Annotated in this window: 21 protein-coding genes; 9 read left to right on the forward strand and 12 right to left on the reverse strand. The window is 73.4% G+C overall.

The window, feature by feature from the left end; genetic code table 11:
• The 3 genes from G3I53_RS31910 to G3I53_RS31920 all read right to left on the reverse strand — a co-directional run.
• Window positions 1-312: ATP-binding protein (locus tag G3I53_RS31910; protein ID WP_203617553.1), on the reverse strand; the 312-nt coding region annotated here is incomplete at its 3' end.
• Between the two features lie 224 nt (window positions 313-536).
• Complete coding sequence (locus G3I53_RS31915; protein ID WP_164337448.1) at window positions 537-1,445, reverse strand: alpha/beta hydrolase; 909 nt, start codon at window positions 1,443-1,445, stop codon at window positions 537-539.
• A 418-nt stretch (window positions 1,446-1,863) separates the two neighbouring features.
• Window positions 1,864-2,076: a hypothetical protein gene (locus G3I53_RS31920; RefSeq protein ID WP_203592357.1), complete on the reverse strand. Its 213-nt coding sequence runs from the start codon at window positions 2,074-2,076 to the stop codon at window positions 1,864-1,866.
• Window positions 2,077-2,188: 112 nt separating this feature from the next.
• Between G3I53_RS31920 and G3I53_RS31925 the strand changes: the two genes are divergently transcribed.
• Window positions 2,189-2,398 (forward strand): hypothetical protein, encoded by a 210-nt coding sequence (locus G3I53_RS31925; RefSeq protein ID WP_164337444.1) that lies wholly within the window; start codon window positions 2,189-2,191, stop codon window positions 2,396-2,398.
• A gap of 69 nt (window positions 2,399-2,467) precedes the next feature.
• Here the strand turns inward: G3I53_RS31925 and G3I53_RS31930 are convergent, their stop codons facing one another.
• The 3 genes from G3I53_RS31930 to G3I53_RS31940 all read right to left on the reverse strand — a co-directional run bounded on the left by G3I53_RS31930 (window position 2,468) and on the right by G3I53_RS31940 (window position 7,171).
• Window positions 2,468-4,168 carry a hypothetical protein gene (locus tag G3I53_RS31930; RefSeq protein ID WP_164337443.1) on the reverse strand — a complete coding sequence of 567 codons (1,701 nt, stop codon included), beginning with the start codon at window positions 4,166-4,168 and terminating at the stop codon, window positions 2,468-2,470.
• Between the two features lie 106 nt (window positions 4,169-4,274).
• Window positions 4,275-4,778 carry a hypothetical protein gene (locus G3I53_RS31935; protein ID WP_164337442.1) on the reverse strand — a complete coding sequence of 168 codons (504 nt, stop codon included), beginning with the start codon at window positions 4,776-4,778 and terminating at the stop codon, window positions 4,275-4,277.
• Window positions 4,775-7,171, reverse strand: a complete 2,397-nt coding sequence (locus G3I53_RS31940; RefSeq protein WP_164337441.1) for a nitrate reductase — start codon at window positions 7,169-7,171, stop codon at window positions 4,775-4,777. Before G3I53_RS31940 ends, G3I53_RS31935 begins: the two co-directional genes overlap by 4 nt.
• A gap of 227 nt (window positions 7,172-7,398) precedes the next feature.
• On the opposite strand from G3I53_RS31940, the gene G3I53_RS31945 reads away from it, so the two are divergent.
• On the forward strand, window positions 7,399-8,220 hold the full coding sequence (locus G3I53_RS31945) for an SAM-dependent methyltransferase (RefSeq protein ID WP_164337440.1): 822 nt from the start codon (window positions 7,399-7,401) through the stop codon (window positions 8,218-8,220).
• Between the two features lie 131 nt (window positions 8,221-8,351).
• Here the strand turns inward: G3I53_RS31945 and G3I53_RS31950 are convergent, their stop codons facing one another.
• Window positions 8,352-9,272: a helix-turn-helix transcriptional regulator gene (locus tag G3I53_RS31950; RefSeq protein WP_164337439.1), complete on the reverse strand. Its 921-nt coding sequence runs from the start codon at window positions 9,270-9,272 to the stop codon at window positions 8,352-8,354.
• Window positions 9,273-9,446: 174 nt separating this feature from the next.
• Complete coding sequence (locus tag G3I53_RS31955; RefSeq protein ID WP_164337438.1) at window positions 9,447-9,677, reverse strand: DUF397 domain-containing protein; 231 nt, start codon at window positions 9,675-9,677, stop codon at window positions 9,447-9,449.
• 340 nt (window positions 9,678-10,017) lie between these two features.
• On the opposite strand from G3I53_RS31955, the gene G3I53_RS31960 reads away from it, so the two are divergent.
• The 6 genes from G3I53_RS31960 to G3I53_RS31985 all read left to right on the forward strand — a co-directional run bounded on the left by G3I53_RS31960 (window position 10,018) and on the right by G3I53_RS31985 (window position 16,991).
• Complete coding sequence (locus G3I53_RS31960) at window positions 10,018-10,446, forward strand: ATP-binding protein (protein ID WP_239064213.1); 429 nt, start codon at window positions 10,018-10,020, stop codon at window positions 10,444-10,446.
• A gap of 29 nt (window positions 10,447-10,475) precedes the next feature.
• On the forward strand, window positions 10,476-11,021 hold the full coding sequence (locus G3I53_RS31965; RefSeq protein ID WP_203592355.1) for a hypothetical protein: 546 nt from the start codon (window positions 10,476-10,478) through the stop codon (window positions 11,019-11,021).
• A gap of 429 nt (window positions 11,022-11,450) precedes the next feature.
• Window positions 11,451-11,984, forward strand: coding sequence for a hypothetical protein (locus G3I53_RS31970; protein ID WP_164337436.1), 534 nt, complete (start codon window positions 11,451-11,453; stop codon window positions 11,982-11,984).
• Between the two features lie 144 nt (window positions 11,985-12,128).
• Window positions 12,129-14,873 (forward strand): SpoIIE family protein phosphatase/ATP-binding protein, encoded by a 2,745-nt coding sequence (locus G3I53_RS31975; protein ID WP_164337435.1) that lies wholly within the window; start codon window positions 12,129-12,131, stop codon window positions 14,871-14,873.
• A gap of 124 nt (window positions 14,874-14,997) precedes the next feature.
• Entirely contained in the window at window positions 14,998-16,362 is a 1,365-nt protein-coding gene (locus G3I53_RS31980) for an FAD-dependent oxidoreductase (protein WP_164337434.1), read from the forward strand.
• A 131-nt stretch (window positions 16,363-16,493) separates the two neighbouring features.
• On the forward strand, window positions 16,494-16,991 hold the full coding sequence (locus G3I53_RS31985) for a lamin tail domain-containing protein (RefSeq protein WP_164337433.1): 498 nt from the start codon (window positions 16,494-16,496) through the stop codon (window positions 16,989-16,991).
• A gap of 47 nt (window positions 16,992-17,038) precedes the next feature.
• Here the strand turns inward: G3I53_RS31985 and G3I53_RS31990 are convergent, their stop codons facing one another.
• From G3I53_RS31990 to G3I53_RS32005, 4 genes are all read right to left on the reverse strand, one after another.
• On the reverse strand, window positions 17,039-19,414 hold the full coding sequence (locus G3I53_RS31990; protein WP_164337432.1) for a glycosyl hydrolase family 65 protein: 2,376 nt from the start codon (window positions 19,412-19,414) through the stop codon (window positions 17,039-17,041).
• Between the two features lie 123 nt (window positions 19,415-19,537).
• On the reverse strand, window positions 19,538-21,262 hold the full coding sequence (locus tag G3I53_RS31995; protein WP_164337431.1) for a GAF domain-containing sensor histidine kinase: 1,725 nt from the start codon (window positions 21,260-21,262) through the stop codon (window positions 19,538-19,540).
• Between the two features lie 108 nt (window positions 21,263-21,370).
• Window positions 21,371-22,063, reverse strand: coding sequence for a response regulator transcription factor (locus G3I53_RS32000; protein WP_164337430.1), 693 nt, complete (start codon window positions 22,061-22,063; stop codon window positions 21,371-21,373).
• 331 nt (window positions 22,064-22,394) lie between these two features.
• Window positions 22,395-23,069: a pyridoxamine 5'-phosphate oxidase family protein gene (locus tag G3I53_RS32005; protein ID WP_164337429.1), complete on the reverse strand. Its 675-nt coding sequence runs from the start codon at window positions 23,067-23,069 to the stop codon at window positions 22,395-22,397.
• 288 nt (window positions 23,070-23,357) lie between these two features.
• On the opposite strand from G3I53_RS32005, the gene G3I53_RS32010 reads away from it, so the two are divergent.
• Window positions 23,358-23,741: an STAS domain-containing protein gene (locus G3I53_RS32010; protein ID WP_164337428.1), complete on the forward strand. Its 384-nt coding sequence runs from the start codon at window positions 23,358-23,360 to the stop codon at window positions 23,739-23,741.
• Window positions 23,742-23,983 lie beyond the last annotated feature (242 nt).

Raw genomic sequence — 23,983 nt, forward strand, 5'->3', positions numbered from 1 at the left:
GGCGAGCAGGGCCTCGCCGGCCGTGCCGCCGGGCGGGGACGTGGGGCGGCCGGCGGCCCGGAGCAGGGTGTGCAGGCCGTCACGGGGCCGGGCGGACCCCGCCGGGTCGGCCCGTACGTGCCACACCGGTCCGGCGCGGAAGGAGCGGGCGGCGTGGGCGAGGAGGGCCGAGCGTCCGCAGCCGGGGTCACCGGTCACGAGCCGCACACCGCCCTCGGTGCCCAGCCGGTCCAGGAGTTCGGCGATCGCCCGCCGCTGCGAGCCCGCGCGGTAGCGGTGGGAAGCGGATCGGGGGGGCGTCAGTCCGGTCATTCCCGGGACCTTACTCACGCGTAAGTTCTGCCGGAAGACGGGCGTCCGGGTGTCGTTGAAGGCTCATCCGCCCTGTGGCCAGCGGCTTCGCCCGCTCCGCCGGGGAAGCGGAGTGTGCACCGGCCCAAGGCGGGCGGGCCCCGGCGGTGCGCCCGCACAACGCCGGTGGCGGCCCGCCGGGTTCGCGGGCCGCCACCGGGTGGGACAGAGCCGGGCTCGGGAGGTCAGGAGGTGTGCGGGCAGTTGCCCCGCGACTCCTCGATGGTCAGGCTCGGACGGGGCAGCGGGCACAGGAACTGCTCGTAGCGGGTGTCGTTGTCGATGAAGCGCTTCAGCCACGAGATGCTGTACTTCGCGATCGTGGTGTTCGAGGTGTTGGGCGTGAAGTGGTTCGCGTTGTTCAGCTCGATGTAGGCGCGGTCCAGCGAGGACGGCAGCCCCTGGTACAGCGGCTCGGCGTGGGTGCGGACCGGGGCGATGGAGTCGCCGTCGGCGCCGAAGATCAGCGTGGGGGTACGGACCTCGGGCCAGGTCTTGTCGAGGTTCCAGGGGGTCAGCGGGATCGCCGCCTGGAGGGAGGGCCGGTCCTTGGCGGCCTCGAGGCTGCCGCCGCCGCCCATCGAGTGGCCCATCACACCGAGCCGGCTGCTGTCGACGCGGCCGCGCACCGAGCTGCGCTCCGTCAGGTGGTCCAGGGCGGCGAGGAGTTGGTCCCCGCGGGAGTCGGGCTGGTCGAGCGTGGTGTTGGTGTCGATGGTGAACACCACGAAGCCCTGGGACGCCAGGCGCGGGCCGAGCCAGGCGATGGACGACTCGTAGGCGGTGAAACCGGGCGAGATGGCGATCGCGCCGAAGGTGCCGTCGGACGTGCTGGTCGGGTAGTAGATGGTGCCGCCGCCGAAGCCTCTGGCGACGAGCGAGGAGACGGAGACGCTCGAGACGGAGTACGGGCCGCGCAGCGCCTCGATGCTCGACTCGGTCGGCGCGGGTCCGCGCTCGTAGGGGTTGTCGGCCGCGTGGGCGCCCGGCCCTGCGAAGGCGCCGAGGGCGGCGAGGGCGGCGACGGACGCGGCCAGTCCGGCGAGCCTGCCGGTGCGACGGCGTCGCGTCGGTGCCGGGGCCGGGTCGCTCATGCCGGTGGTGTGGGGGTGCTGCTGCACGACGAGGGGTCCTCTCTGTCGCGGCGGTCCGCCCCGCCGGCGCGATGCACGGTGGTGACGAGGGTGCGGCCGTGCACCGGCCGGGGGTCCGCCTGTGGGCTGGCGGTGCCACTGTCGGAGAGGAAGGGTGCGGTGCGGACCGGCAATATCACCGGTCTCGTGCGCCGAGCGCCGATGGACCGGCCCCGGACCGGAACCGGTCTCGTGCGTCGAGCCCCGCCGGACCGGCCCCGGACGGGGGTGCGGGACACCGGAGAACGACGGCGGGACCGGCCGGACGGGCAGGGCGGAGGACCCCTGCATGCGGTGGGAAAGGCGGGGTAGACGAGCAGAACGCGGTCACCGCCGGAGTCGGCGCCGACGGTGGCCGCACCGCGCCGGCCGGTCCGTGTCAGGCGGCGTCGTAGGTGTGTGCGCGGCCTCCGGACCACTTCACCCAGGCCGGGTCGTCCAGCAGGCGCTCCCCCTCCGGCAACCCGGCGCGCCGCAGGAACTCCACCACGTCGCGGTCGGAGTACGCGAGCCCGACGATCTCACCGCGCACGGTCACGCGCCGTCCGCCCGACCCGAGCGGCGGGTGGACCACGATCGGTGCCTTCGTCATCCTTCCAGGATCCGGCGGGCGCCCGCCGCCCGCATCCGGGGCCCGCCCCTCACCCGCTTGGCTGCCCGGGCGCGCCGTCCGGGCGCCGCGGTGGTCGTATGGAAGCGGCATCATGCCGACCCGGAGGGAGCTGGGAATGCACGAGATGTGGTGCGGTGCGGACACTTCGGGGGAGCCGGTGTGGCACGTCCTGACCCCTGACAAGGACGCCACGCTGTGCGGGGTGGAGAAGCAGGACGAGTCCCGTCGGCGGCACGCCACCGACCGGCACTGCCTCTCCTGCATGGAGTCCTTCCAGGCCGCGATGCAGGCATCCCGCTGAGGCCCGGTTCCCGGCCCCGGCGGCCGGGGCCCGGGCGTCCGCGCGTCGGGGTGCCGTACGCCCCGGGCGTCAGGGGCAGTGGCAGCCGCCGGCGTGGTCGGCCGGCTCCGCGGGACGCGTCCGCAGCCGGCAGAAGCAGGACGCCTCGATGGGCACGTCGGCCACCGCGGCCGCCGTCCTGAGCTGCTGGGCCACGATCGCCGCCTCCGCCGTCCGGCCGGTGCGCGTGAGGCACTCGTGGAAGCCGTGCAGCGCCCAGACGTTGCCGGGGTGCTGCAGCGGGCGGGGCAGGGTGGGGTCCAGTCCCAGGTCGGCGCGGTAGACCGCCTCGGCCTCCTCGATGCGCCCCTGTTCCAGCAGGAGTGCCCCGTAGGCGTGCCGGGTCGGCTGCATCCAGCCCCAGGGCTCGTCGTAGGGCAGGTTGTCGTCGAGGTGGACGGAGCGTTCCAGGGCGGCGAACGCCTCGTCGGGATCGCCCTTGCGGTAGGCGAGTTCGCCGTCCAGCATCTCGGAGGCGATGGCGAGGACGTCCGCGCAGGTGTTGTTGAACAGCATCCGGGTCTCGGGGACCCGCTCCACGGCGGCGCGGAAGGCGGTGCGTTCCTTCTCGGCCCGTTCGACGGCGCCGGTCGCGGAGAGGGCGACGCCGCGGGCGTAGTGCAGCATCGCGGTGGTCACGCAGTACAGCCGCGGGTCGTCGGGGAAGGGCAGGGCCAGGATGTCGTCCCAGCGGCCGAAGCGGATCAGCACGTGCACCCGCATGGCGAGGAAGCCCTCCAGCCAGTCCGCCATCGGCGGGCTCTCCACCTTCAGCAGCTCCTCGGGGACCGCCGCCTCCAGCCGGGCGGCGGCGTCCAGGGCGGTGCGGGAGAGTCCGGCGAACATCGCGCCGTAGACCGTGAAGTGGATGTTGTGGGCCCGGTAGAGGGTGTAGAAGTTCATGGCGCCCGCGCGGGCCAGATACTTCTCGTCCGCGGCGGTGGCGAGGACGTTGTCCGACACGACGCGCCGGTAGTCGCCGCACAGCACCTCGAGGTGGGACGGCATGTGGAGCAGGTGCCCGGCGTCGGGTACGGCGCCGCGCAGCCGGTCGGCGACGGTGAGGGCCGCTTCGGGGGTCGGCGACATCTCCATCAGGTGGATGTACAGGTGGACGACGCCGGGGTGGTGCGCGCCGGCGTCGGTGGCGAGGCCCGCGTCGAGGACGGCCTTGGCCTCCAGGGTGCGGGCGCCCTCGGCGGGGTGTCCGGTGCGCAGGTCCCACAGCTGCCAGGGGGTGAGGTTCATCTGGGCGTCGGCGCACAGCGCGGCGACGTCCGGGTCGTCGGGGGCGAGCCGGTACACCTCCCGCATGCGGTCCGCGTAGGGCTCGTTCCACACCGAGCAGTCGGCGACGGGCCGGTCCCGGGGGTAGCGGGCGCGCAGGGCGCCGATCAGGGCCTGTTCGACGGGGGTGACGCGGGCGGCGGTCGCGTGGGCCCGCTCGACGGCCTCGTGCGTGCGTTCGACGGTGCGGGCGAGGTCGTCGCCGTCGAAGGCGTCCCACGGCTTGTTGTAGTTGGGCCCGAGGGCGTAGGCGATGCCCCAGTGGGCCATGGCGCAGTCGGGATCGGCCGCCACCGCCTTCTCGAAGCAGGCGACCGCCTCCTCGTGGTGGAAGGCGTAGGTCCACACCAGCCCGCGGTCGAACCAGAGCTGGGCCTGCGGGGAGGAGGTGGTCACCGGCCGGTGGTGGGTGCCGAGGTCGTAGTAGTCGTCCGTGGCACTCATGGCGCTCTCCCGTGGGGACGGGCCGGCCGGTGGCCGCGCCCGTGGGGGGTCGGCAGGGACGCAACCGACGATAGCGGCGCGCGGCCCGTCGTGCCGACCGGTGCGCTCAGTCCGGGAGGGACGTGCTGGTGAGGAGCTGTGCGGAGAGCACCTTGAGCAGGGTCTCGGTCCAGCGCATCTGGCGCAGGGTCTGCGGGTGGCAGGCGGAGACCAGCGCCAGGAGCCGGGTGTCCTTGCCGGCCTGGGCCGCCTGCCCGAGCATCTCCCAGTGCAGCGCGTTGCCGGCCGCGGACAGGTGCAGGTCGCGCAGGTCGTGCAGTAGGAGCAGGCCCGGCTCGGGGCGCCGGCCGAGGGCCTCGGACGCCTTCTCCCGCAGGGCGGCGAGGGCTCCCGCCTGGGGTTTGCCGCGCGGGCCGGACAGGTCGAGACCGTGGTCGCGGCCGGTCTCGGCGAGGCGGGCGGCGTGTTCCCGGGACCAGCGGGCGACGTCGATCGCGACGTGGTGGAACTCGTGCTCGACGCGGTGCCGGGAGGCGGCGGCCAGCAGGTCCTGTTCCAGGTCGCGTTCGCCGTCGTGCAGGAGGCGCAGAACCAGCGTGACGCCCTTCATGATCCGTTCCCCTCCGCCCCGTCCGCACCGCCGGCCCGCTCCCGGTCCTCGCGGCGGGCGACGAGGGTGACGCGGGCCGCGGCCGTCTTGAACAGGGGCTGCTTGGAGACGGGGTCCCAGTCGGTGATCGTCGTCTCGTTGGCCGCCCGGCCGGGGCCGTCGTCGGGCGGGCGGTGGCCGGCCGGGGTGTCCCAGTAGCCGTAGTGGAAGGGCACGAAGACCATGCCGTCGCGGATCGCGGTGGTGCGCAGGGTGGCCCGGATCGCGCCGCGCGGGGTGGTGATGCGGACCAGGTCGCCGTCGGCGAGTCCCTGGGCGGCGGCCTCGCGCGGGGAGATCTCCGCCCACACGTCCGGTGCGGCGGCGTTGAGTTCGGGGGCGCGGCCGGTCTTGGTGCGGGTGTGGAAGTGGTAGACGGTCCGGCCGGTGACGAGCTGGAGGGGATGCTCCTCGGAGGTGTCCTCGTGCGGCGGGATGTACTCGGCCGCCTTGATGACGGCCTTGCCCTCGGGGTTGAGGGAGCGGTACTCGTCGCTGTTCACGCTTCCCCCGGTCACCAGGTCCCGTCCGTAGCTCTCGCACAGGTCGGGGTGGGCCCAGGTGATGCCGTCGGTGTACAGGCGCGCGGTGCCGTCCGGGGCGTCGTCGGTGCAGGGCCACTGGATGCCGCTGCCGTGGCGGAGTTTCTCGTAGCTGAGCCCGGTGTAGTCGCAGGGGCGTCCGGCGCTGCACCGCTGCCAGGCGGCGAAGGCGGACTCGGCGTCGTGCCAGCCGATCAGGGGGGCGCCGTCCTTGTCGCGGAAGTCCATGCGGGCCGCGAAGTCGAGCAGGATGTCGAGGTCGGCCCGCGCCTCGCCGGGCGGTTCGACCGCCTTGTCGGACAGGTGCACGGTGCGGTCGGCGTTGGTGAAGGTGCCGGTCTTCTCGCCCCAGGTGGCGGCGGGCAGCACGACGTCGGCGAGCTGGGCGGTCTCGGTGAGGAACAGGTCCTGCACCACCACGAACAGCCGTTCCTGGGCGAGGATCGACCGGATGCGGGACAGTTCGGGCAGGGACACGGCCGGGTTGGTGGCGCTGATCCAGAGCATGCGCAGCGAGCCCTGCTCGGCGTAGCGGAACATCTGCATGGCGTGGGTGGGCGGCCCGTAGTGGGGGATGTCCTCGGGCTCCAGGTTCCACACCTCGGCGAGTTCCTTCACGTGCCGGGGGTTCTCCCAGTTGCGGAAGCCCGGCAGGTCGCCGTCCGCGCCGCACTCCCGGGTGTTCTCGGCGGTGGGCTGGCCGTTCATCTGGAGCAGTCCGCAGCCGGGTCGGCCGAGCATGCCGCGGATCAAGTGCAGGTTGTTGACCTGGACGGCCGCCGCGGTGGCCTGGTGGGACTGGTAGACGCCCTGGAGGACGGTGGACATCAGCCGGCGGGCGCTGCCGAGGATCTCCGCGGCCCGCTCGATCTCGGCGGCCGGGACGTCGCAGATCTCGGCGGCCCACCGGGGGGTGCACTTCTCGACGGCGGCGGCGAGGTCGTCGAAGCCGACGGCGTGCGCGTCGAGGTAGGCGCGGTCGGTCCGGCCGGTGCGGATGATCTCGTGCAGCAGCGCGTTGAGCAGGGCCACGTTGGTGCCGGCGCGCGGCGCGAGGTGCACGTCGGCCCGGCGGGCGACGGGGGTGAAGCGGGGGTCGACGCAGATCAGCGCGGGCGGGTCGGCGCCGTCCAGGCGGTCCAGCATCCGCATCCACAGCACCGTCTGGGTCTCGGCGACGTTGTGTCCGAACACGGCGAGGGTGTCGGCGTGGTCGACGTCCTCGTAGGAGCCGGGCTGGCCGTCGCAGCCGAAGGTCTCCTTGAGGGCCTCGGCGGCCGTGGCGGTGCACAGCCGGGTGTTGCCGTCGACGTGGTTGGTGCCGATGCCGCCGTGGGCGAGGACGGCGAGGGTGTAGTACTCCTCCAGGAACAGCTGCCCGGAGGTGTAGAAGCCGATCGAGCCGGGCCCGCGCTCGTCGAGCAGGTCGCGGGTGCGGGCGGTGATCCGCTCCATGGCGGTGTTCCAGTCCGTCTCCACCAGGCGGCCGTTCTCGCGCACGAGGGGACGGGTCAGGCGGTCGGGCGAGTGGTTGGCCTGCCAGCCGTAGAGGTCCTTGGGGCCGAGCCGGCCGCGGTTGACCCGGTCGACGGCGCGGCCGCGTACGCCGACGATGCGGCCGTCGCGCACGGCGATGTCGATCGCGTCCCCGTTGGAATGGAGGATGGACGCGGTCCGCACCCAGCGCTCCACGTCGTCCTCGGTGATCCCGTCGGCCAGGTGCGTGTCCGTCCGCACCGGCCAGGGGGTGCCGGCGGCGTAGGGGGTGCGCGTCCCCCAGGGATGCGCGATCCGGTCCGGCGTGCTGTTCACGGTCCACCTCCTGCGGCGCAGTCGACTCTGCCGTGAGTACCCGGCTTCCGCGACCCGAGTCATCACGTACCGTGTCCGCCCGCGTGCGCTGCGGAGTGGAGGGCGTGTTCGACATCGTTCGTTCGGGGGCCGGTTCGCCAACGGGCTGGCCGGGACCCGTCGGGGCTCCCTAGGATGTACTCCCTGTCCAGTCAGTCCAGTTGGCGCGGTACTCCGCAGGGGGAACGATGCATTCCGGCAAGCAGCTGTCCACCGAGATCGACGCAACCGTGCCGACGGCCGCACGTATGTACGACTACTACCTGGGCGGCAAGGACAACTACGCGGCCGACCGGGCCGCGACCGAGGAACTCGACAAGGTGGTGCCGAGCACGCGCCGCCTCGCTCTGAACAACCGCCGCTTCCTCCAGCGGGTGGTGCGCACCCTCACGCAGGAGTACGGCATCCGGCAGTACCTGGACCACGGTTCCGGCCTGCCCACCCAGGAGAACGTCCACCAGGTCGCGCAGCGCATCGACCCGTCCACCCACGTGGTGTACGTCGACAACGACCCGATGGTGCTGGTCCACGGCCGCGCCCTGCTGGAGCAGGACGAGCGCACCGTGGTCATCCAGGCCGACATGCGCGACACCGACGGCATCTTCGGACACCCGGAGACCGAGCGCCTGATCGACTTCTCCCAGCCGGCGTGCGTGCTGTTCAACTCGACGTTCCACTGCATCCCGGACAGCGACACCGACGGCCCGCTCGCGCTGGCCCGCCGGGTGCGCGAACGGCTGGCGCCGGGCAGCTTCATGGTGATGTGCCAGCTGGTCAGCGAGGACCCCGAGGTCCGTGACTTCGTCACGAACTTCATGGACCGGGCGACGCAGGGCAACTGGGGCCGGGTCCGCGAGCCGAAGGACGTCGAGAGCTACTTCGAGGGGCTGGAGATCCTGGAGCCGGGACTGGTGGAGGTCTCCACCTGGCGTCCGGACTCGGAGGTGGCGCCCCGTCAGCTGACCAACGAGTGGATCGAGTTCGGCGGCGTGGGCCGGCTTCCGCTCTGATCCCGGGCCGGCCGGCCCGGCCCCCCCCCCCCGGACAGCACGACGCCCTTCGCCCGGCCCCCGAGGCCGCGCGAAGGGCGTCGTCGTGTCCGCGGGGCGGGCGCGCGGGTGGCGGCCGCCCCGCTTCGGTACTACCCCTCGGGGTAGCGCTCCGCGATGGTGGTGCGCAGCAGTTCCAGGGAGTCCCGGGGCTTGAGCGCCTCGTCGGCGAGACGGTCCAGCGCGATCCGGTACTCCTCCGTCTCGTCGCGGTCCTCCAGGAAGTTGGCGCTGCGGATGTGCTCCAGGTAGACCACGTCGGGCAGGTCGAGCCCGCCGAACCGCAGGTAGGTGACGGGGATGGCGGGCGCGGAGGCATTGGTCACGCTGAGCGGGACGATCTGCACGGTCACGTTGGGCCGCTCCGCCATGGCCAGCAGGTGCCGGAGCTGTTCCCGCATCACCTCGGCGCTGCCCAGGACCCGCAGGAGCACCGACTCGTCGATGACCGCCCACAGTTGGGGCGCGCCCGGGCGCTGGAGCAGTTCGGCCCGCCGCATGCGCAGTTCGACGCGGCGGCGGACCTCGCCGGAGGGCGCGTTGGGCAGGCCGCGCTCCACCACCGCGCGGGTGTAGTCGGCGGTCTGGAGCAGTCCGGGGACGTACTGGATCTCGAAGGTGCGGATGGTCGCCGCGGCCTCCTGCAGGCCCACGAGCCGGTCGAACCACTCCGGCATCAGCCGCTTGTCGTACCGCTGCCACCAGCCCGGCTCACCGGCCCGCCGCAACAGCTTGAGCAGGACGGACGCCTCGTAGTCGTCGGTGCCGTAGAGCTTCAGCAGGGTGCGGACGTCGGCCTCGGTCGGCGGGCGGCGGCCCTTTCCGGACTCGATGCGGGACAGCTTGGCCGCACTGAAACCGGCGGCGCGGGCCGCCTGTTCCTGGGCCAGCCCGGCGTCCTCCCGGAAGCCCGCGAGCTGCACGCCGACCAGCATCTTCAGCAAGGTCGGCGCCGGCTCGGGCCGGTCCAGATAGGGCTCCAGACGGGAGATACGCGGCGACGCGGCGGACATCCTGACTCCCAGACAGACCGGCACAAGGGCGATTTACACTATCGCACCTGTCCCCCGTCCGCCGCATCGGACGGCGAGAAGCCGTCTGGAAGTGGGGAGTTGAGCTCCGTTTGGCCGAACCGGCGCCGGCCCGGACGAGGTGGCCGGCACCGGCTCCCTCCCGGCTCGGGCGCGTCAGACGAGGTGGTCGAACTCCCCGTCCTTGGCGCCGGCCAGGAACGCGGCCAGCTCCGCCGCCGTGTAGACGAGCGCGGGGCCGTCGGGATCACGGGAGTTGCGCAGCGCGACGCCTCCGTCGAGCAGCGGGGCCACTTCGACACAGTTGCCCTCGGCGTTGCTGTGCCGGCTCTTGATCCAGTGGGCGTCCAACTGGCTCGCCCGCACTCCGTTCCGCACTCCTGGCACCGCAGTCTCCTTGCTGTCCACGTGTCCTGCCGCGCACGAGGCCCGGCCGTACTCCGGGAGGGCCGAGTCCTGTCGGCCGTACTCGCCCCACCCGAAAAATCTCGCGCAATTTCTCGTGCAATTGCACGCGAGCGCTGTCAGCGTGGATAATAGCTGTGGCGTCAACCCCCTTGTTGGCGCACCGTTTCTGACGTCGCATCGGGGAGATGCCGTGTCATCACCTGCGCAACACGTACTCCGGGCACCGGCCGGAGTGGGAGCTCAGGCGAGTGGCTGCGGCCCGGCCACCGCGCTCGCGGCCGGTCCGTCCACCGCGGTACCGCGCCACGCGTCGCCACCGATGCCGGAGACGGCCGGCGCCGCGTCCGCCTCGGTGGCGCTGCGCGTCGAGTGCAGCCGGGAGGGGTTCGCCCGCGCCCGGTCCTTCACCCGCAGCACCCTCGACGCCTGGCGTCTGGGGCACCACGGGGACGACGCCGCTCTCGTCGTCACCGAACTGACCGCCAACGCCGCGACCCACGCGGCACCCCGGTGCGCGGGCGGGCCCGAAGTCCGGCTCGGTCTCCGGCTGGGCCCGGCCCACCTGCTGCTCACCGTCTCCGACTCCGACGACCGTCCGCCCGTCCACAGACCCGGCAGCGGCTCCCTCCTGGAGCACGGCCGCGGGCTGTGCATCGTCGACGCCCTCTCCGAGGCGTGGGGCTGGTCCCCCACTCCCCCGGCGGGCAAGACGGTGTGGGCCCGGTTGTCCACCCACCCTCCCATCTGACACGACTGCCGCGGAAAGGCACCCACGCCATGCGCAGCGCTTCGACGGAACAGCCGAGCAGCGAGCGCCCTGTGCGCCGAACACCCCCCACCGGAGTGGTTCGCACGACCCCTCTCACCGCACTGTCCCGGGTGCCGTGGGCGGACATCCAGGACTCCACCGGATCGGCGGCGGCCATCCCCCTGCTGCTCAACGGCATCGCCTGGGGGGACGCCGAGACCGCCCGGTCCGCTCTCGAGGACCTGCGGAAACGGATCTGCCAGTACGGATTCGTCGTGGAGCAGGCGACCGCCGCCACCGTCCCCTTCCTCTGGGAGCTGGCCCAGCTGCCGCACGTCAGCTGCCGCCCCCAGATCATCCAGCTCCTCAAGGCGATCGCCGACGCCCGGCAGTGGGAGTGCACCGCCGCCGCGTACCCCAAGCTGCTCAACCGTCGGGAGAACCCGGTGGTCTGGGAGCGGGCCGCGCGGCAGGCGGTCCGGGCCCGCCGCGGCGACCTCGGCCGCCTGATGGCCGAGCAGGACACCGAGATCGCCCGCGCGACCAGCGAACTGGCCCGCGCGCTGAGCGACTGACACACACCGGGTGCCGCCCGTGAGGGGCGGCGGCCCGGTGACAGACCGCGCGCGGACGGCCGGGGGACGGTCCGCGCGCCGCGGAAGGGCCGCGCGCGGCCGCAGGGGGGTGACCGCGCGCGGCCCTGTGACGTCAGGGGTGCAGGACGTCCGCCGTGGCCCGAGTGGCGGATGTCCCCCGCACGGCGGAGACTTGGGGCAGAACCGGCACCGGGCGCCGTCACCGTCGTCGAGGACCGTGCGCCGTCCCCTCTCCCCGCCGGCCTCGGACCATCCCTCCACGGGTCAGCAGCAGTTGGGGGACCCACGCACCTCAGAGGAACCGCGGTCGCCGCGACGGCCGTCCTCGCCGTCGCCCTCACCGCGTGCAGCAGCGACGACTCTCCCCAGGGCGAGGCGCAGCGCGCCACCGCCACCGTCACGAAGTCCGTGCCCGGCACCCCGGACTGCGGCCCCGGCTCCGCCCTCTCGCAGGCCGAGTGGATGGAGCAGTGCGACGGCAGCCCGTCGGCCGACCCCTCCCCGGCACAGCCCGACACCGAACTCGCCGTGGGTGACACCTTCGCCTACACGGACGGCCTGAAGGTCGGAGTCGACAGCATCAGGAGGCTCACCCGGTTCGGGGAGTGGGACAGCCGCCCCGAGGCCGGGCAGACCGCCTTCCGTGTCACCTACACGGTCACCAACGGCACACAGGCTCCCTACGACCTGGACCACCTCGCCACCACCACCGAGGGCGGCACCACGGGCGGGGAGACCACCTTCCTGTCCGTCGAGGGCGCCAAGGAGATGACGGGCCGCCTGGCCCCCGGCCGCAGCGGCACCTTCCACGACGACCGCGCCATCGCCGAGAGCGACGCCGGGTCGATCGTGGTCACCGTGAGCCGGTCCGACGCGGCGTGGATCGAGCAGGGCGACGCCTGGCTCGGCGAGGACCCGCACTGGACCGGCCCGATCGAGTAGCGGGTCACGGCGGGCGGTCCACGGCCACCGGCCACGGCACCGGCCGGGGCGGCCGCGAGCGCGCGGGGGCCGGGGGCCGGCACCCCGCCGTCCGGTGTTCCACGGCGAAGACGCGCCACATTGGCCGGTAGTTACACTCGGCACATGGTCCGACTCGTGGGTCGCTCCAAGACCCGGCCGTCACCCCGGCCCGGCTCCGTCGCGTCCCTGAGGCAGCGGCGGCAGGAGGGCGACCGTCCGCGGGGGCATCCGGCGGCGGCACTGCGGTCGGCCCTGAGCGGACGCAGTGTCGCCGGACAGGTGTTCGCCCTGCATCTGATGATCGTGCTGCTGCTGGTGGTGGCGGCCGTCGTCGCGCTGGTGCTCCAGGTGCGCAAGGACAGTACGCAGGAGGCCCGCAACCGGTCGCTGGCCGTCGCGGAGACGTTCGCCAACGCGCCGGGCACCGTCGAGGCGCTGGAGTCCCCCGACCCCACCGCCGTGCTCCAGCCGCGGGCGGAGGCGGCCCGCGAGGCGTCCGGGGTCGACTTCATCGTCGTCATGAACACCGACGGCATCCGCTACACCCACCCCAAGCCTGACCGCATCGGCAGGAAGTTCGTCGGCAGCCTTGGCCCGGCGCTGGCCGGGGAGCCGGTGGTGGAGGAGATCGAGGGCACGATCGGCCGGCTCGTACAGGCGGTGGTGCCGGTGAGGGACGGCGACGGAACCGTCGTGGGGCTGGTGTCCGCCGGGATCACCACCGAGAACGTGGGCGGCGCCGCCAACAACCAGCTGCCGCTGGTGCTGAGCGCGGCGGCCGCCGCGCTGGCCCTGGCGACCGGCGGCGCGGCCCTGGTCAGCAGACGGCTGCTGCGGCAGACCCACGGCCTGGGCCCGTACGAGATGACCCGGATGTACGAACATCATGACGCGGTGCTGCACGCCGTGCGGGAGGGCGTCGTCATCGTCAGCGGGGACGGCATGCTCATGCTCGCCAACGACGAGGCGCACCGGCTGCTCCGGCTCCCCGACGACGCCGAGGGCAAGCAGGTCCTGGATCTGGGCCTGGACCCCGGCACCGCCGAGCTGCTGTCCTCGGGCCGGGTCGTCACCGACGAGGTGCACCGGGTCGACGACCGGCTGCTGGCGGTGAACCAGCGGCCCACCGACCGGGCCGGCGGACCACCCGGCAGCGTCGCCACGGTCCGCGACTCCACCGAGCTGCGGGCCCTGTCCGGCCGGGCGGAGGACGCCCGGGAGCGGCTCAACATGCTGTACGACGCCGGGGTCGGCATCGGCACGAGCCTGGACGTCACGCGCACGGCGGAGGAGCTGACGGAGCTGGCCGTGCCGCGGTTCGCGGACTACACCACGGTGGACCTGTTCGAGCCGGTGCTGGACGGCGGGCAGCCGGACGCGACGGCCTCGCTGCGCCGTGCGGCACGGGCCGGGATCAGCGAGGACGCCCCGCTGTATCCGCTGGGCCAGGCGATCCGGTACGTCGCGTCGTCCCCGCAGGGGCGCAGCCTGGCCACCGGGCGGCCGGTGCTCGAACCGCGGCTCGGCGCGGCACCGGGCTGGCGGGCCCAGGACTTCGAGCGGTCGGGGCAGGTGGTGGAGTTCGGCATCCACTCCCTGATCACGGTGCCGCTGCGGGCGGGGGCGCTCGTCCTGGGCGTGGTCAGCTTCTGGCGGTCGGAGAAGGCGGAGCCCTTCGACGAGGACGAGCTGGCGCTGGGCGAGGAGCTGGTGGCCCGGGCGGCGGTGTCGATCGACAACGCCCGACGCTACACCCGGGAGCACAGCATGGCGGTGACGCTGCAGCGGAGCCTGCTGCCGCGGACGCTGCCCGAGCAGACGGCGCTCGACATCGCCTACCGCTATCTGCCCGCGCAGGCCGGGGTGGGCGGGGACTGGTTCGACGTGCTGCCGCTGTCCGGGTCCCGGGTGGCGCTGGTGGTCGGCGACGTGGTCGGTCACGGCCTGCACGCCGCCGCCACGATGGGACGGCTGCGGACCGCGGTCCACAACTTCTCCGCGCTGGACCTGCCGCCCGAGGAGCTGGTGTCGCTGCTGGACGAGCTGGTCGCCCGCATCGACCAGGACGAGACGCAGGACGAGCACAGTGCCCCGGTGACGGGGGCGACCTGCCTGTACGCCGTGTACGACCCGGTCAGCCGCCGGTGCACGGTGGCCCGGGCGGGCCATCCGCCGCCCGCGCTGATCCACCCGGACGGCAGGGTGGAGTACCCGGACGTGCCGGCCGGGCCGCCGCTGGGCCTCGGCGGCCTGCCGTTCGAGACGGCCGACCTGGAGCTGGCGGAGGGCAGCCGGCTGGTGCTCTACACGGACGGGCTCGTCGAGGATCGGCGGCACGACATCGACGTCGGTCTGGAGCAGTTGCGGCAGGCGCTGGAAGGGGCCGGGGAGTCGCCCGAGGACACCTGCCGGGCGGTGCTGGAGGCGCGGCGCCCGGCCAAGGCGGTCGACGACATCGCCCTGATCGTGGCGCGCACGCGGGCGCTGAGCGCGGACCGGATCGCCGAGTGGCCGGTGCCGTCCGACCCGGCGGCCGTCGCGGAGGTGCGGGCCGCGGTGGCGCGGAAGCTGGCCGAGTGGGGGCTGGAGGAGCTGACGTTCACCACCGAGCTGATCCTGAGCGAGCTGGTCACCAACGCGATGCGGTACGGCGGGGACCCGATCCAGGTGCGGATGCTGCGCGACCGGCATCTGATCTGCGAGGTGTTCGACAGCAGCAGCACCTCGCCGCACCTGCGGTACGCGACGATGACGGACGAGGGCGGCCGGGGACTGTTCCTGGTGGCGCAGCTCTCGGAGCGCTGGGGCACCCGGTACCTCCCGGCGGGCAAGGTCATCTGGGCCGAGCAGCCCATCCCCGGCACATAAGGGGACTCTGGGGATCCCATAAGGCGGGCTTATGAGGGCATAGACGGGACCCAGGTACCGACTAAGGCTTGCCTTAGCTTAGGCTTCCGACGAGACGCCTGACCTCGCTCGAAGGGAACCTGACATGCCCCGCCCCCTGCGGGTAGCCGTCGTCGGATCCGGCCCCGCCGGGATCTACGCCGCCGACGCCCTGCTCAAGTCCGACGTCGCCGCCGACCCCGGGGTGTCCATCGACATCTTCGAGCGCATGCCGGCGCCCTTCGGGCTCATCCGCTACGGCGTCGCCCCGGACCACCCGAGGATCAAGGGCATCATCACGGCCCTGCACCAGGTGATGGACAAGCCGCAGATCCGGCTGTTCGGCAACGTCGACTACGGCTCGGACCTCCACCTCGACGACCTGCGCACCTTCTACGACGCCGTCGTCTTCGCCACCGGCGCGACGGCCGACCGCGCCCTGTCGGTGCCGGGCATCGACCTGGACGGCTCCTACGGCGCCGCCGACTTCGTCTCCTGGTACGACGGCCACCCCGACGTGCCGCGCACCTGGCCGCTGGAGGCCGAGAAGGTCGCGGTGCTCGGCGTCGGCAACGTCGCCCTGGACGTGGCGCGCATCCTCGCCAAGACGGCGGACGAGCTGCTGCCGACGGAGATCCCGGCCAACGTGTACGACGGCCTCAAGGCCAACCGGGCCAGGGAGATCCACGTGTTCGGCCGCCGGGGCCCGGCACAGGCGAAGTTCAGCCCGATGGAGCTGCGGGAGCTGGACCACTCCCCCAGCATCGAGGTGATCGTCGACCCCGAGGACATCGACTACGACGAGGGCTCCATCGCCACCCGGCGCGGCAACAAGCAGGCCGACATGGTCGCCAAGACCCTGGAGAACTGGGCGATCCGCGACACCGGCGACCGTCCGCACAAGCTGTTCCTGCACTTCTTCGAGTCGCCGGTGGAGATCCTCGGCGCGGACGGCAAGGTGACCGGCCTGCGCACCGAGCGCACCGAACTGGACGGCACCGGCAACGTCAAGGGCACCGGCACCTTCAAGGACTGGGACGTCAGCGCCGTGTACCGCGCGGTGGGCTACCTGTCCGACCAGCTGCCCAAGCTGCCCTGGGACATCGACTCCGGCACGGTCCCGGACCGCGGCGGACGGGTCGTGCAGGAGAACGGCGAGCACCTGCCGTCCACGTACGTCACCGGCTGGATCAGGCGCGGCCCGGTCGGCCTGATCGGGCACACCAAGGGCGACGCCAACGAGACGGTGGCGAACCTCCTGGAGGACCACGCGGCCGGGCGGCTGCTGACGCCCGAGGCGCCGGCCCCGGAGGCGGTGGACGCGTTCCTGGCCGAGCGCGGCATCCGCTTCACCACCTGGGACGGCTGGCACCGGCTGGACGCCGCGGAGAAGGCGCTGGGCGAGCCGCAGGGACGCGCGCGCGTGAAGATCGTCGAGCGCGAGGACATGCTGCGGGAGAGCGGCGCCTGAGCCTCCGTCCCGCACGGTTTCCGCGCGTTCGCGGCGTTCCCGACGTGAGCACGACGGCGGTTGTGTACGATCCTGCCTTCACCGAATGACCACATGTCCCTCACATGAGGGGCATAAGGGGGGATCAGTACATGCGCATACGCACTGCCGCCGTCGCCGCCACCGTCGCCGCGGGCGCGCTGGCCACGCTCACGGCCGCTCCGGCCCAGGCCGCCGAGTACACCTCCGCGCTGAAGGTGCGCGGGGTCCAGTACGACGCGCCGGGGCGCGACTCCAACAAGTGCTCGGGGGGCAACACCCACCAGGAGTACCTGACGGTCAAGAACTACTCGAAGACCAAGAAGGTGAATCTCCGGGGGTACGTCGTCAAGGACGCCGTCGGGAACCGGTTCACGTTCACCGCGAACCACTATCTGGAGCCCGGCGACTTCGTGAAGCTGCGCGGCGGGCGCGGCAAGGACTCCGACAAGAAGAACGTCGTCTACCGGAACAACTGCAACTTCATCTGGAACAACGACAAGGACACCATCTACCTGCTGAAGCCGTCGGGCAGCCGGGCCGACGTGCACAAGTACACCAAGCGCGGCTCGGACCGCGACGGCAACGGGTACATCACGTTCCACAAGTGACCGCCCGTCACCAGACCGCCGACAGGTGACCGGCCCTCACCGGCCGGTCACTCCCTGAGCGGTAGGCGGCCCGTCTCCCCCGGCCGGAGGCGGGCCGTGCCGTCCGGCAGCCGCACCTCGACGGGCCCCGGCCCCGAGGCGGGCACGGCGATCTCCACCAAGCCCCGCTCCAGCCGGATGCGGACGCCCCAGTGCCCCTGGTAGCGCAGGGTGAAGCCGTAGGACGACAGCTGGGGCAGCGGCACCGGGTCCAGGCGCAGGGCGCCGTCGCGGGTCTCCAGGCCGGGCAGCCCGCGCTGCACGAGGTCGAGGGTGCCGGCCATGGCCCCCAGGTGGACGCCCTCCCCGGTGGTGCCGCCCTGCAGGTCCGCGATGTCCCCGCGCAGCGCCTCCTGGCAGAACGCCCAGGCCTCCTCCCGCCGGTCGCGGGCCAGCAGCCAGCCGTGCACCAGCCCGCTGAGGGTGGACCCGTGGCTGGTGCGGTGCAGGTAGTGGTCGACGGTGCGCCGCCACACGTGCTCGTCGAGGTCGTGGCCCAGCCGGCGGAACAGCTCCCGCAGTTCGGCCGGTGAGAACAGGTAACCGAGCATCAGCACGTCCGCCTGCTTCGAGGCCCGGTAGCGGTTGACGCTGTCGCCCTCGGCCTCCAGTATCCGGTCCAGGCGCCGGATGTCCCCGTAGCGCCGGCGGTAGCCCTCCCAGTCGAGTTCCGCCAGGTCCGCGTACCCGTCGAACTGGCTGATGACGCCGTCGTGCCAGGGCACGTACAGGGTGCGGGACACCTCATCCCAGCGGTCCAGCTCGGCCGCGTCCAGGCCCGTCCGCTCGTCGAGCTCACGGCGCCGGGGTTCCGGCAGCTCACGCAGCACGTCGAGGGTGTGGGCCAGCACCCAGGCGGCGGTGACGTTGGTGTACGCGTTGTCGTCCAGGCCGGGCCGGTCGGCGCCGGGGTAGGCGTCGTGGTACTCGTCGGGGCCGACGACGCCCCGGATGCGGTGCCGGCCGAGGTACGGGTCGTAGGTCGCCGCGCCGGCCCAGAAGCGGGAGATCTGCAGCAGCATCTCGGCGCCCCTGGTGTGCAGGAACTCGGCGTCGCCGGTGGTCGCGCAGTACTGCCACACGTTGTACGCGATCGCCGAGCCGACGTGGTGCTGCAGGTGCGTGTGGTCGGGCACCCAGCGGCCGGAGCGCGGGTTGAGGTGCAGGGTCTGGGACTCCTCCCGGCCGTCGCTGCCGCTCTGCCAGGGGTACATCGCCCCGCTGTGCCCGGCGTCCCGGGCGGCGGTCCGGGCGCGTTCCATGCGCCGGTAGCGGTAGTGCAGCAGCGCCCGGGACACCTCGGGGAAGTGCAGGTTGAGGTACGGCAGCACGAACAGCTCGTCCCAGAACACGTGCCCCCGGTAGGCCTCGCCGTGCAGCCCGCGGGCCGGCACCCCGACGTCCAGGTCGGCGGTGTGCGGGGAGAGGGTCTGCAGCACGTGGAACAGGTGCAGGCGCAGGATGCTGCCCGCCTCCCCCGGCACGTCCAGCTCGCCCCGCCGCCACAGCTGGCCCCACGCGGTGCGGTGCGACTCCACCAGCTCGTCGAAGCCCGCCACCCGGCCCGCCCGGTCGACGGCGGCGTGCAGGGGGTCGCTGATCGCCGGGTCGTGCGAGGTGTGCAGGGCGACCACCTTGTCGACGGTCGCCGGGTGGCCCTCGGCCAGCTCCAGGGCGATCCGCTGCACGGCACGCGGGTCGTCCCCGCCCGTGTGATCGGTGACGGGTGCCTCGCACAGCAGCCGGGAGGCGAGGGCGATCCGGATGTCGGAGGTACGGGTGCGGCAGCGCATCCACACCGTGTCCTTGTCGGAGGCGCCGGTGTGCACATGCGTCAGGTGCCGCCCGTCCAGGGCCCGGTAGCGGGCCACCCCGGCGTTGGTCACCCCGCCGTCGACAGCCGCCTCCACCTCCAGCGGACCGCTGAACCCCTCGGGCGTGAACTCGGTGCGCAGGGCAGCCAGATACGGGTCGGCCATGTGCACCAGCCGCTCCTGGCGCACCCGCAGCGCCCGGCCGCCGCCGAGGGCGTAGCGGGTCTGCCGCTCCAGCAGCCCCGAGGACAGGTGCAGGATCTCGCGGTGGTCCAGCACCCTCTCGGTGTCGGGGGTGAGCCAGTCACCGCCGGGCAGGCGGAAGCGCAGCGGCAGCCAGTTCGGGAGGTTGACCATGTCCTCGTTCTCGACCCGCCGCCCGGAGACCTCCGAGGTCAGCCGGTCGTAGCAGCCCGCCGCGTAGGTGCCCGGGTAGTGGACGTCGTCGGCGGAGCACTCCGGCAGGGCGCCCCGGGTGGCGAAGCGGCCGTTGCCCAGCGTGCACAACGACTCCCGGAGCCGCTCGTCGGCGGGGTCGTAGCCCTCGTACTCCCAGGTCCAGCCGGTCACCTCGACGCTCCCTCCCGGCAGCGTCCGCCGGGATCGCTCCCGGCGGACGGTGCGCACTCAAGTACCCCGGCCCGGCACCCGGCACACGTCGCGCCCCGCCCCGCCCCCGGCGCCGGGGGCGCGTCAGCCGCCGGTCACCGGGACGCACCACCGCAGCGTGGTGCCCCCGCCCGGGGAGCTGTCGATGTCCAGGGTGCCGCCGAGCTGCTCCGCCCGCTCGGCCATGTTGCGCAGGCCGCTGCGCCGGCCCCCCTCGGGGAGGCCCACGCCGTCGTCGGTCACCGTCAGGCGGACCTCGCGTCCGTCGGTCTCCAGGCTCACCTGGACGCGTCCGGCGCGGGCGTGACGTGCGACGTTGGTCAGCGACTCGGACAGGACGGCGACGACGTGGTCGGCGGTCTCCCGGGACACGTGGGTGTCGACCAGTCCCTCCATGCGCACGCTGGGCGCGAAGCCGAGCACGGGCGCCGCCTCACCGACGACACGCACCACCCGGGCGCGCAGTCCCGTGCCGGACGCGCCGTCACGGGCACGCAGGCCGAAGATGGTCGACCTGATGATCTTGATGGTCTCGTCCAGGTCGTCGACGGCCCGGGTCACCCGCTCCGAGGCCCCCTGGTGCTCGATGAAGCGGCCCGCGCTCTGGAGCGTCATGCCGGTGGCGAAGAGCCGCTGGATGGCGAGGTCGTGCAGGTCACGGGCGATGCGGTCGCGGTCCTCCAGGACGGCGATCTGTTCGGCGTCCTCGCGGCGCGCGGCCAGTTCCATCGCCACCGCCGCCTGGGCGGCGAAGCCCCGCAGCGGTTCGATCTCCTTCTGCGAGAACTCGCCCTGCCCGGTGGCCCGCACCAGCAGCACGATGGCCCCCACACCGTCCCCGGAGCCGACGGGGACGGCCACGGCGGGGCCGAGGCCCGCGAACCGGGGCGGTCCCGACGAGACCCGCTCGTCGCACGAGACGTCCGGGCTGGTGACCGGCGCGGCGCTGGTGAAGGCCCGGCCCAGCAGGCTGTCGTCGACGGGGACCACCAGCCCTCGGTGCGCGTCCGCCTCCTGCCCGATGGCCAGTTCCACGGTCAGCGAGTCGGTGCCGGCCATCGGGACGGCCACCTCGGCGAGGGCCGCCCCGGTGATCTCCCGGGCGCGTTCGGCGATCAGCAGCAGGGCCTCGCCGCGCCCGATGCCGGCCATCAGCCCGTGGGTCAGTTCGGCGTTCGCCTGGAGCCACCGCTCGCGCAGCCGGGACTCCTCGTACAGCCGGGCGTTGTCGATGGCGACGCCCGCGGCGACGGCGAGGGTGGCCAGGACCGACTCGTCCTCCTCGTCGAACTGGGCGCCGCCCCGCTTCTCGGTGAGGTACAGGTTGCCGAAGATCTGGTCGCGCACCCGGATGGGGACCCCGAGGAAGGTGTTCATCGGCGGGTGGTGGGCGGGGAAGCCGTAGGAGGCGGGGTGCTCGGAGAGCTTCGCCAGCCGCAGCGGCTCGGGGTGCCGGATCAGCTCGCCGAGGATGCCGTGCCCCTCGGGGTACGCGCCGATGCGGCGGATGGTCTCCTCGTCGACGCCGACGGTGTGGAACGCCGACAGGCGCTTGCCGTCGGGGCCGATCACGCCCAGCGCGGCGTACTCCGCGTCGACCAGGGCGGCCGCCGCGTCGACGATGCTGTGCAGGACCTGCTCCAGGTCGAGCTCGCGGCCGACCGACAGCACCGCCTCCAGCAGGCTGTGCACGCGGTCACGGGTGCCCCGGGCCGCGTCGATGCGCCCCTGCAGCTCCTCCAGCAGCTCGTCCAGCCTCAGCTGCGGCAGCCGGACCCGGGGGTCTCCGTCCCGCTCGGAGCTTGCCACCCGTGTACCTCCCGTCCCTCTCCGGCTCCGGCGGTGCGCACGGGCCGGCAGGAGCAACGGTATCCGCAGCGGCACGTGCCCGTCCCCCCGGTCGCCGGACCGGCCGGGTCAGCGTTCCGGGCGGCGCAGCCGGTCCTGGGCCTGGGTGGCGATCACCGCGGCCTGGATGCGGCGCTCGACACCCAGCTTGGCCAGCAGCCGGGAGATGTGGTTCTTCACCGTCTTCTCGGCGAGGTACAGTCTCCGGCCGATCTGACGGTTGGTGAGCCCCTCGCCGATCAGGGCGAGGATCTCCCGCTCCCGCTCGGTCAGGCCGGGCAGCGCGTCCTCTTCCTCCTCCGGCTGCTGCTCCTGCCGCAGGCGGGCCATCAGCCGGGTGGTGGCGCTCGGGTCGAGCAGGGACTGTCCGGCGGCCACCGTCCGCACCGCCTGGACCAGGTCCGAGCCCTGGATCTGCTTCAGCACATAGCCGGAGGCGCCCGCCATGATCGAGTCCAGCAGCGCCTCCTCGTCGTCGAACGACGTCAGCATCAGGCACGCCAGGTCGGGCATCCGGGACCGCAGCTCGCGGCACACGCTCACCCCGTCGCCGTCCGGCAGGCGCACGTCCAGCACCGCCACCCGGGGGCGCAGCGCGGGCACCCGGACCAGCGCCTGCTCGACGGTGGCGGCCTCGCCGACCACGGTGATGTCCGGTTCGTCGTTCAGCAGGTCGTGGACTCCGCGCCGGACGACCTCGTGGTCGTCCAGGAGGAAGACCCGGATCGGCTGCTCGGGCCCGGGCTGCTCGCCGTCCGTCATCTGGTGCTCCTCGTCCTCGTGTCCTCATGTGCGGCAGGTCCCCGCGGTCGCGGTCCCCCGTGCTTCCAGGATGCCCCTGCCCAGGATTCCCCTGCCACGGAGATCCTTCTCCCTCCGGGGCCGGACGGCCAGGGCCGGACGGCCCCATCTCGGATCCGGGCCCCGGATCCGGCCGTGCTCCGAGGGCCGGCCGGACCCCGGGACGGGGACCTTCGGCCACTGGCCCCCGGCGGGGCGCCGGGGGCATCATCGGGTTCGGGAGCGGCACCGATCCCCCGCGGTGCCGCTCCTGTGCCGTCCGCGCCGGAGGCGTCCGCCGCCGCACCGCGGTTCAGGCGCTGATGCGCCGCCCGGTGATCTCGAACGGCTCGATGCGCATCCACCGGTCGCGCTCCGCCCCCGCCCAGGGCCGGGTGTACGCCCGCTCGGTGAGCCGCGCGGTCTCCTCGGGGTCCGTGACGGTCACCGCGTCCCCCCGCACCTGGACGCTCCACCCCTGGCTCAGGGCGTCGTCGATGCGGTCCACCTCGAAGGCCACCCGGTGCCCGGAGGCCCGTGCGGGCGTCGTGCCCGGGGCGGTCCGGAAGACCACCGCGCCGTCGACGACGTCGTAGTTCACCGGCACGATGAACGGCCCGTCGTCCGTGGGGACGGCCAGCCTGCCGACGCCGTGGGTGCCGAGCAGGGCGCGCGACTCCTCCTCGTCCAGTTCGGAGAACTCTGCGTGCGGAGCCGCCCGGCCGGTCCCCGGGGGCAGGTCGGTGTCGCCGCCGGTGAGCCCGTTCAGGGTGGTGCCGAGGACCCCGGCCAGCCGGATCAGGACACCGGTGCCGGGCGAGGCTCCGGCGTGTTCCTCCAGATGGGCGAGGTAGCTGGGCGCCAGGCCGGCCCGGGACGCCGTCTCCTCACGGGTGAGGCCGAGTTCGGTTCTGCGGTGGGCCAGACGGCGCCCCAGGTCGCCGACCGGTGTGCCGTCCTGGTCGGGCGGCGGGACCTGTCCGGCCATGGCTGTCACTCCCTCTCTTCCCACGCCGTTCGGCGGGTGGTGCGCGGGTTCACGGGGCGCGGGGCGCGGCCCGGGCGGACCGCCTCGCCACCGCGGGGAACGCCCGGGGCACCCGGCGGCGCCGGCCGCACGCGCCTCCCCTCCAGCTTGTCCCGTTCCACCGGATTCCGCTCGGCCGGCCGTACTCCGGCACCTGCCCGGGCGGTGACGCCGGACCCGACGGACCCCGTCCCCCGGGGCCGGACGGCCCTTCCCCGGCGCCGCTGCGGAGGTGTTGGCTCTCTCGACATGTCCCCTTCCTCCGGCCGACCCGACGCGGGGCTGCGGGAGAGCGCCGCGGCCGGTACCGCGATCGTCGCCCCGCACGGCGAACTCGACCTGCTCACGGCACCGGTGCTCGCCGAGCGCCTCGACGCGCTGACCGCCGGCCCGTTCCCCGACCTGGTGGTGGACCTGCGCTCGGTGTCCTTCATCGACTGCTCGGGCCTGAGCGTGCTCTGCCGGGCCCGCAACCGCGTCCTGCTCCGCAACGGCCGCCTGCGGCTGGTCTCGGACAGCCCCGCCTTCCGCCGGCTGCTGGAGCACACCCGGCTGGCCGGTGTCTTCGAGCTGATGCCCCGCCTTCCCCGCGCCCTCGACCCGGGGCCTTCCGTCGGCGCCGGCCCCCCGTGAACCGCCCCGCACACGCCGCCTGCGCCCCCGGCCCACCCATCGGCCGGGGGCACGTCCGTGCCGGGGCGCGACCGGGTTGGGGGTGCGTCGGTGTCGGGGCGCGACAGGGCCGGGGGCATCTGTGCCGGGGGCATCTGTGCCGGGGGCCCGCCTGTACCGCGGGGGCGTCCGTGCCGGGGCGCGTCCGTGCCGGGACGCGCCCGCACCGAGACCTGCCCGTACCCGGGGGGCGCCCGCACCGA

The sequence above is a fragment of the Streptomyces sp. SID14436 genome (genome assembly GCF_010548465.1).
In the GTDB taxonomy this organism is placed as follows: Bacteria; Actinomycetota; Actinomycetes; order Streptomycetales; family Streptomycetaceae; genus Streptomyces.